Source organism: Hoylesella timonensis 4401737 = DSM 22865 = JCM 15640, assembly GCF_000455445.1.
GTDB classification, from domain to species: domain Bacteria; phylum Bacteroidota; class Bacteroidia; order Bacteroidales; family Bacteroidaceae; genus Prevotella; species Prevotella timonensis.
Genome location: NZ_HG417093.1, coordinates 19,534 through 28,927, shown reverse-complemented (window position 1 = coordinate 28,927; position 9,394 = coordinate 19,534). Strand labels below are relative to the sequence as shown.

Sequence of the window (9,394 nt, the reverse complement as noted above, 5' to 3'; positions counted from 1 at the left end):
AAATTCATGGAGATAAGGGCATTAACTCATGTAAATAAGGGGCTTAACTCATGGAGATAATGCCCTTAAGTCATGTTTACAATAAAACCATCTTGATGCTTTGTTTTTTGAACTATTTTATGCCTTGCTTTTTGTACAATTTATTTACTTTTTTATTTGCATAATATTAAGCACAAAATGGTGGATAAACAGGTGGATAACTCTGTTGATAAGCTGATACTTTTCCACGCTCTATAATTTCAAAGCCACTTATCGTGGATATCTACCCTTTTATAACACGTCTTTCAACAGTTTGTCCACAGTTTCTTCATCAAAAAAGATATCCACTTATTCACTACCCCCTATAAAAGATAGAATGTGTTTAACTATCCTATAATTCTGAAAATCAAAGAGAAGATATTATTGAAAGATAAGTATAACTTACATTGAAAGGTGGATAAACAATATACCAAACATTTCACTAATTATTTATCAACAAATCCACAGTACATCATACCTTCTATTTTATTTTCTTTTATAAGAAATAAAAAATATAAAATATATAAGGTATGTGGATAACGTCTATGAAATTTCAAAATACAATTTTTCTGTATTTTACTAACCTCTCTTTTGGTATGGTTTCTTACCATAGCATTGGGCAATACTGATAGCAGCAGTCATGATGATAAATGGCATGAATGGAGCCTTAAATCTTGTTTCACCGTGTACAGCCAATACCAAAACCAAAGAGCCTCCCACAAGGATGCTAAGCGTTAGAAAGAGTACTTTATATTGCTTCTCTTTTCGCAAAAAATGAAAAGAGAAAATAGTTGAAAGTAGTAAGAGCCAATAAAAAATCATATTATAAAGTCCCAACCATTGAATAGGCATAAGATTCTTCAAGTTTTTCAATAAGCTGCGATAAGGAAGTGTGATGTAATTGTTTTCTGCGCTTGATTTGTCAGATAAGAAAGCAGAAATATTGTCCATATCGTTCATATACATATAAAATAATCTTCCTGGAACTTTTTTCAAGTAGGTAAATGGATGTTGTTTTAGCCAGTTGATACTCCGTTGTTTCCAAATATCCTTACATTCAATGGCTGTTTTATGTTCCCTATCTTCAATATATCTCAGCGTTCCCTTCGGGTACATTTCGGCATTGTAATGAGGTTCAACACTTGTTTCATAAGTAGCTGCCACCATATTAAACCATAAGGTATCACTTTGATAAAGAAAATAACCAGTGCGTAACCAGCAACTCGTTCCAACGACAGTAATAAACAGTAAATATCCTGCAAGAAGACTACCTGTCTTACGCCACCATTTTTGCCGTTCAAAAATAAGAAAATATAAAATAAATGTGCCTATAAAAATCAATCCAAGCGGTCGAAACCAGTTAGAAAACGCCATGATAAAACCAGCTATAAAAAGCTGTTGATAATGCGAAGAATGAAGAATAAGAAATATTCCCCATAATAAAAGCGTGACAGAAGGTATTTCAGAAAGAATCGTAGTGCTTTGTCCCCAATTATTTGGGTAGCATACATACAGTAAAATAGCAATGAGTGCTATTCGTTCGTTCAAAAGTTTTTGAGTAATTCGTGCCAACAGATAAGCCGAGCAAGCTTTGAGTAAGCACATCAAGATAAGGATTGGAACGATAGAATTGAATAAATACAGTGAGAGTATCACCAAATTTATTTGTCCAATATTCCATATAAAGGGTTCTCCTTGTATGGTAGGAGTACAAGGATAAAGTTCTCCATAGTTCAGACAGGTATGTGCATATTCCAAATAACCTTCTCCATCGTTTGTCGGTGTATAACCAAATACGATGAGTATCAGCAATAAAAAGATAAAGAATATAATACTTATCTGACGATAGCAATTTTGCATACAGTTCCTTTATTGCCTTGTTGATCGGCTGTTTGCACCATATATATGCCCGAAGCAACTGGTTTTCCGTTCATGTCAGTGCCATTCCAAACAAAAGTACCGCCATTACTTTTTCCTTGAGCAACGAGTGTACCATTGGCTGTAACTATCTTTATATCGGCTTGATAACTGAGACCAACAATTGTGATTGGCCCTGTATAGCCTGGTTCTACAGGATTTGGGTAAGCATAAGTCGTTTCCTTGTTCATCGTTTCTACAGCTTCTGTAGCATCACTGTAATAAGAACAAAGTCCTTTATCGCTACCAAAAAACACTTCACCTGTTTTATCATTAATCGCAATACTTTGAATATGGTTAGAGGGTAATACACTGTTGTTGGTGGTGAAATGATGTATTTGTTCGTTACCGTCAGCACTCATTAGATACACCCCATTGTTTCCTGTTGCAAACCATTTTCGGTTGCTTTGGTCAACAGCAATACACGTAATATCTACTCCTGATAATAAGTAGTCGGCAAGATTGCTACCATCTTTACGATTTATCTTGGGTTGTGTAAAAGTAACATTAGGAAGTTGGGATAATTGCGATGCTTCCAATAAAAGAGGTCCCATATTTGTTCCAATCCAAAGATTGTGTTGAAGATCTTCGGTTACATATTTAACAGCAGTGGGAGTCATAGAAGTACCATCTTGGTTGATGAAATTGGTAATGGTATGGAATACTTCATTTTTACTGTTATAACAAAATAAGCCTGGAAGGCGGTAATCTCCATTTGAAAACCACAGTAGACCACGACTGTCTATACAAGGATGATGAAGTAAACTGGGACTTAATCCATTTTTCATCAACGATTTTTGATGGTGAGATTTCATCGTTCCATCGGGTAATAATTCAAGGATACTTTGTCCTTTTGTCTGATTATTGAGTATCCAAAGATGTTGATTTTCATCGAATATCAATCCATTAATAGGGACATACGTATTGTCAAGTTCCTTTCCTTTATCAACAGCAGGCATGAGAAGACTGTTGTCTTTGTTATAAAAGGATTTAAGTTTTCCGTTTTGAAATTCGTAGAGTCCCGTTCTACCACCAGCAAAAACATGGTTTTTATCTTTCGGATTGATAGCCAAGCAATTGATATCGGCATAAGAATATCCTGTTATTTTCTCAATATCATCTTGATAAATATGCCATTGATTGTCTTCAAGAACTTGGATAATACCTGGGTGTGACAAACTTATACCCCCTGGTTCGTAACCACCTCCAGTGGTATAAAGTTGGTGATGAGCAAACTTTAAAAAATAAAAATGATTATATTGAGGACCGTGTGGACGATACTCTTCCATTTTCTTCATCAATACTTCATCCTTTGAGTTGGTATTTTTGGTATAATTTCCTATTCTCTTCCAATTATTTTTATCTAATAAATTGGAAGATAATTTTGCCGCATATTTCCCTTTTGTGGACGATTCTGCTATCAATTGGTCTTGCTCTTGATGAATCCAGTCTACTTGAAAGCCTAAAAAATAAGTATTACTTATTTCGGCATCTCTTACATTCACTTTCATAATGCCAAATCCTGTAGCGAGATAGGCATAAATACCATTCATGAAAATAGAATGGATGGTTTTATCAACGGTTAACGATTTATTATAGTAATCTGAAAGATTGGTCACATTGCCGTTGTCATCAAGCAAATCTATGTTATAGTTTTTGTACACAATAACCAACCGTTTGGCTGCCCTATTATACCCAATGTGCGTAATTTCTGTATCATTTAGCCCCGTTGTTCGGTCAAAAGTTTGGACACTATTATCACTTTTATGATACGCAAAAAGTCCACCTGAGGCTAATGTATAAATCGTAGATCCAGCTTGCTGTACATCTGTAATGTGGTCATAGGATGGATATACTTTCCATGTTCCTATTTGTGCCATACCTTGTAAACAGCACATAAGCAAGAGAAGGACAGATACGAAGGTTGTTTTCATGCTGCAATTGGGTTATGAAGTTTCATTGATCTTGCTATGAAGATATTCTGCTAACTTTTCTACAGCCTTTGCACGGTGCGAGATATGGTTTTTTATGGTTTCACCAAGTTCAGCAAAACTTTGCTGATAACCATTGGGAATGAATAGTGGGTCATATCCAAAACCAGCGTTGCCACGTTTTTCTTTTGCAATGATACCGTCTATACGTCCTTCAAAATAATGTATTTCAGGTGCTGCAAAAGCATTTTTAACATTTTCTTTTTGTTGATTTTTGTGATGTTGCAGCAAGGCAATGACAGTGCGAAAACGAGCTTTTCTGTTTTCTTTATCTTGTAATTCGTGCAAAAGTTTCTGCATATTTGCTTCGCTATTATGGTCGGTTCCCTCTGCATAGCGTGCACTGTGAACCCCGGGAGCACCGTGAAGAGCTTCCACTTCGAGCCCCGTATCATCGGCAAAGCAGTCTAAACCATAATGCTCAGCCACATACTTAGCTTTTAGAAGAGCATTTTCTTGCAAGGTTTCTCCTGTCTCTGGAATATCCTCATGACAACCTATATCTTGCAGAGACACTATTTCAAATCGTTCTTCTAATATGTCACGAATTTCCTGAAGCTTGTTGGGATTGTTTGTTGCGAATACGATCTTCATGTTTTTTCTTTACTTTTACCTTGATTTGATCAAATCCCTCGCCGTATACTCCAATGACAGAACTCTGACTGACAAAGGCATTTGGGTCGGTCATTTTGATGAGTCGGAAGATGAGTTGACTCTCGTTTTTACGAGCCAAGAGACAGATTACTTTGATTTCTTGTCCTGTGTACCATCCATGACCGTCAAGAATAGTCAGTCCATGGTCGGTTTCCTGAGATAGAATTTCTGCTATTTCTTCGTGTTTTCTCGAGTAAATCATAAACTGAACGGATTGTCGTTGACGGGCAAACACAAAGTCGAGCATGAAACATTCAATGATAATGGTGCAATAACCAAATACTACTTTGTGGGCGCGTTGTGCCATTTCACCAAATTGCGGGAAGAAGAAACAGCTGCTGACTATAAAGATATCAATCAATATCAATACCTGTCCAAGTGACATATCCTTGTATTTGTTGACACAAGCAGCAATGATATCCGAGCCTCCTGTACTACCATTGTTGAGAAATACCACTGCCAGTGATGAACCAGTGATACAGCATCCAATGACCATTGACATGAAGTCTTGTCCCTCGCCCAATACCTTGATAAAGTTTCCGTTAGCATCTAAAGGCATTAGACTTTGTGCAAACATTAACATGAAATAAAGGGCAATGATAGCGTAGATAGTCTTCATCATGAATCGGAAGCCTAAAATCTTGAGCGCAACGATTAACAACGTAAAGTTGATAATCATATAAGTATTTTCCAACTTAAAGCCCGTGGCATAATACACAATGGCTGACATACCAGTAACACCACCCGTTACAATCTGGTATGGCAACAAGAAAATGGTAAATGCGGTAGTGTAAAGTAAAAGACCCAATGTAATGAAGACATAGTCTTTCACTTCATTCATGACATATTCTTTATTTTTTATCATTTTAGTACGATATTAATAATTTTACGTGGAACTATAATAATCTTTACAATGGTTTTTCCTACCATATATTTAAGTGTGCGTTCATCGGCGAGTACCTTTTTTTCAATTTCCTCTTTACTATCATCTATCGAGAAAACCTTTTGGAAACGAGCCTTTCCATTGAACGAGACAGTCATCTGAATATCATTTTCCTTGAGGTATTCTTCGTTGCATTCGGGCCATTGTGCATCGCAAACAGTAGTGGTTTCTCCAAGTGCATGCCACAGTTCTTCACTGATGTGTGGGGCGAAGGGTGCCAATAGCTTGATAACGTCTTTAAGTAATTCTTTATTTGTGCATTTGCTTTGTGCCAACTCATTTATGCAAATCATGAATGCAGAAATGGCTGTATTATACGAAAAGTGTTCAATGTCGCCCGTTACTTTCTTGATAAGTTTATGTACAGACTTTAGTTGTTCAGGGGTTGGAGCGTCATCATTAGGCAAGAACTTATCGGTTCTATTTTCGTAAACTAATCCCCACAGTTTTTTCAAGAATCGGTGACAACCGTCTATACCATTGGTATCCCATGGTTTGCTTGCCTCAACAGGGCCTAAGAACATTTCATACAGACGCAACGTGTCTGCACCATACTGTTCTACTATCATGTCAGGATTGACCACGTTGTACATCGATTTTGACATCTTCTCTATCGCCCAACCACAAATATATTTATCATTTTCTAAGATAAATTCTGCATTTCTGTATTCTGGTCGCCACGCTTTGAAAGCTTCTATATCCAGCACATCGCCATGTACTATATTTACATCCACATGGATGGGCGTGGTTTGGTATTGATTTTTCAATCCTAACGAGACAAATACTGGTGCAGCCGAATGGTCATCATTATTGATACGATACACAAAGTTGCTACGTCCTTGTATCATACCCTGATTCACTAACTTCTCAAAGGGTTCTTCCTTGCAAGAATAACCATAGTCATGTAAAAACTTGTTCCAAAACCTTGAGTAGATTAAATGCCCCGTTGCGTGTTCTGTTCCACCCACATATAAATCTACATTCTGCCAGTAAGCGGCTACATCCTTAGCTACCAATGCTTCTTCGTTATGTGGATCCATATATCGTAGATAGTAAGCTGAGCTTCCAGCAAAACCAGGCATCGTGTTCAGTTCGAGTGGAAAGACAGTAGTGTTATTTATCAGAGACTTATCAACAACTACATTCTTTTCAATATCCCATGCCCATTTCATGGCACGTCCCAATGGGGGTTCACCTGTTTCTGTAGGTTCGTATTTATCTATCTCGGGCAATTCGAGAGGCAAACAGTTTTCGGGAATCATGTAAGGCATACCACCTTTATAATATACAGGGAATGGTTCGCCCCAATAACGCTGGCGAGAGAAAATGGCGTCACGCAAGCGATAGTTCACTTTTACATGACCTAAGCCCTGTTTGGTGATGTATTCTTTGGTGGCAGCAATAGCCTCTTTTACCTGCATGCCATTGAGACTGAAGGTAGTTTGTTTTCCTTTTATCGGACTATTGATCACCGTTCCCTCTTTTGCATCATAACTTTCTTCGCTCACATCAGCTCCCTCAATCAGTGGAATGATAGGTAAATCAAAGTGTTTGGCAAAAGCATAATCGCGGCTGTCGTGCGCTGGAACAGCCATGATAGCACCTGTTCCGTAGCCTGCCAATACATAGTCGCTCACATAAATAGGAATGTTATCGCCCGTGAGTGGATTCACAGCATAGCTACCTGTAAACACACCCGATACTCGACGGTCGGAGATACGCTCTCGCTCGGTGCGCTTTTTGGTGGCATCTACATAGGCTTGCACTTCTTGCGCTTGCGACGAAGTCGTAACTTGTGAAACATAGTCACTTTCGGGAGCCAAAACCATGAAGGTGACACCAAACATTGTGTCGGCACGAGTGGTGAAAATGGTGAGCTCGATGTCGCTGTCGGCAACCTTGAATCGTACTTCTGCACCTTCCGATCTACCAATCCAGTTGCGCTGGGTCTCTTTCAAGGATTCCGTCCATTGTACGTTGTCCAGTCCGTCGAGTAAACGTTGCGCGTACGCTGACACGCGTAAACACCATTGACGCATTTTCTTTTGTACTACAGGGTAACCTCCACGTTCGCTCACTCCATCAACAACTTCATCGTTTGCCAGTACTGTTCCTAATCCAGCACACCAGTTTACCATGGTTTCTCCAAGATACGCAATGCGATAATTCATCAATATGGTTTGCTGTTCTTGCTCACTCATGGTTTTCCATTCATGGGCTGTGAAGGACAATTCTTCACTTTGTGCCACATTCAAACCGTCACTACCCTTTGTTTCAAAGTGCTGTATCAGTTTTGTAATGGGCTGTGCTTTCTGTAAGTCATTGTCATAATACGATTGAAACATCTTGATGAATGCCCATTGTGTCCAATGGTAATACTTGGGATCGCAAGTTCTAATCTCTCTGTCCCAATCGAACGAAAATCCTATTTTATCCAATTGTTCCCGATAGTGTTGGATATTTTGCTCGGTGGTGATGGCTGGATGCTGACCAGTTTGTATGGCATATTGTTCGGCAGGCAATCCATAGGCATCGTATCCCATGGGATTCAGCACATTAAATCCTTGTTGACGTTTATATCGAGCATAAATATCACTGGCAATATAGCCCAAGGGATGACCCACGTGTAGCCCTGCACCAGAGGGATAAGGGAACATGTTAAGTACGTAAAACTTTTGTTTTTGCTTGTCTTCTACAACATGATAAGTCTTGTTTTTCACCCATTCTTGTTGCCATCTCTTTTCAATGTCTCTGAAATTGTATTCCATAGGATATCTTTATTTTCTACTTGAAATAATGATCAAATGCTATTTAGGTAGCAAAATTACTAAAAAAAGAAATATAAAATGAATAAAAAGTGAATTTTATAGAAAACTCACGGGTTAGTTATTGTTCATGTTAAAAAATACTACCTTTGCAGAATGATGAGTTATCAATGCAAAATAGGATGTATAGGTCTCGTTACAGCTTTAATGATTTGTAGCTGTAACGAGCAAAAGCAGCCCCATCCTATGAGTTCGTTTCTCACCAGTAACGATACGATGGAAGACACAACTCAGATTTATCATCATATTACTTTGGATTCAACCGAGCAGTTGCAAATATATTATCCACATTTCAAGCGCATGGATTTGGTGTGTGGAGTGATGCCACAGCCAACCGATACATCGGTTATCATGGTGTGTGCGGCAGCGTTTACGGGTCAACTTAAAAAGGAATTCAGCCATGAAAATATCGCTGGAAACCATGTCAGCGGAGGAGTTTACCACAAAGGCTACCCTTGTAAGGCAAACACAGGTGCTTTTGTATATGCGCATTGTCAATGGAAGTTTATTTATCAGGATTACGCAGCCGAAGTGGCACGGGCAGCTGATGAGAGTGGTATGGGCTTTGGACAAATGATGTTAATCAATAACGGACTACGTATGCCTGCCAATGTTGTGGGAAAGAATATTTGTCGGGCTTTGTGCGAGCGCAAGGGAAAACTGTGTATAATAGAGTCGCGGCAGCCTTTGTTGCTCATCAATTTCATCAAATTTTTAGGTAGATACGGTGTTACGCAAGCCTTATACTTAGACATGGGTGAGGGTTGGAATTACTCTTGGTATCGAGACAATCAAGGAATTGTGCAGTACATACATCCAAAAACGCAAGATTACGGTACCAATTGGATTACCTTTTACCGATAATTAAGAACGGCAAACAGATGGTATTTGTCTTCTTCTCACGAAAAAAATACCTGCAAATTAATGTAAATAAGCGAATTATAAGCTGTGGTTTGTCAATAAAATTCAGAGTTATTACCTTTATTTCTACAAATTGTTTATCAGCTAATCATTGAGAAAAGTCCTTTCTATAGCAGCAAGTTCAT

Annotated in this window: 6 protein-coding genes; 1 reads left to right on the top strand and 5 read right to left on the bottom strand. The window is 38.3% G+C overall.

What is annotated here, in order from left to right:
* Positions 1-597: 597 nt before the first annotated feature.
* The 5 genes from BN35_RS04875 to leuS are packed head-to-tail and all read right to left on the bottom strand — an operon-like array spanning position 598 to position 8,291.
* Positions 598-1,878, bottom strand: a complete 1,281-nt coding sequence (locus BN35_RS04875) for a glycosyltransferase family 39 protein (RefSeq protein WP_028901310.1) — start codon at positions 1,876-1,878, stop codon at positions 598-600.
* On the bottom strand, positions 1,854-3,869 hold the full coding sequence (porZ, locus tag BN35_RS04870) for a type IX secretion system anionic LPS delivery protein PorZ (RefSeq protein WP_028901311.1): 2,016 nt from the start codon (positions 3,867-3,869) through the stop codon (positions 1,854-1,856). Before porZ ends, BN35_RS04875 begins: the two co-directional genes overlap by 25 nt.
* 12 nt (positions 3,870-3,881) lie before the next feature.
* Positions 3,882-4,520: a non-canonical purine NTP diphosphatase gene (locus BN35_RS04865; RefSeq protein WP_025073132.1), complete on the bottom strand. Its 639-nt coding sequence runs from the start codon at positions 4,518-4,520 to the stop codon at positions 3,882-3,884.
* Complete coding sequence (locus tag BN35_RS04860; protein WP_025073131.1) at positions 4,468-5,445, bottom strand: YitT family protein; 978 nt, start codon at positions 5,443-5,445, stop codon at positions 4,468-4,470. Before BN35_RS04860 ends, BN35_RS04865 begins: the two co-directional genes overlap by 53 nt.
* A complete protein-coding gene (gene leuS / locus BN35_RS04855; RefSeq protein WP_025073130.1) occupies positions 5,442-8,291 on the bottom strand; it encodes a leucine--tRNA ligase in 2,850 nt (949 codons plus the stop codon). The genes BN35_RS04860 and leuS overlap by 4 nt, the downstream gene beginning before the upstream one ends.
* Before the next feature lie 153 nt (positions 8,292-8,444).
* On the opposite strand from leuS, the gene BN35_RS04850 reads away from it, so the two are divergent.
* Positions 8,445-9,212, top strand: a complete 768-nt coding sequence (locus tag BN35_RS04850; RefSeq protein ID WP_025073129.1) for a hypothetical protein — start codon at positions 8,445-8,447, stop codon at positions 9,210-9,212.
* The last annotated feature ends 182 nt before the right edge of the window (positions 9,213-9,394 follow it).

What these genes read in the sequence shown, in the direction of transcription:
- porZ (WP_028901311.1), bottom strand. Translation starts at nt 3,869, where the DNA reads ATGAAAACAACCTTCGTATCTGTCCTTCTCTTGCTTATGTGCTGTTTA.
- BN35_RS04850 (WP_025073129.1), top strand. Translation starts at nt 8,445, where the DNA reads ATGATGAGTTATCAATGCAAAATAGGATGTATAGGTCTCGTTACAGCT.
- BN35_RS04875 (WP_028901310.1), bottom strand. Translation starts at nt 1,878, where the DNA reads ATGCAAAATTGCTATCGTCAGATAAGTATTATATTCTTTATCTTTTTA.
- leuS (WP_025073130.1), bottom strand. Translation starts at nt 8,291, where the DNA reads ATGGAATACAATTTCAGAGACATTGAAAAGAGATGGCAACAAGAATGG.
- BN35_RS04860 (WP_025073131.1), bottom strand. Translation starts at nt 5,445, where the DNA reads ATGATAAAAAATAAAGAATATGTCATGAATGAAGTGAAAGACTATGTC.
- BN35_RS04865 (WP_025073132.1), bottom strand. Translation starts at nt 4,520, where the DNA reads ATGAAGATCGTATTCGCAACAAACAATCCCAACAAGCTTCAGGAAATT.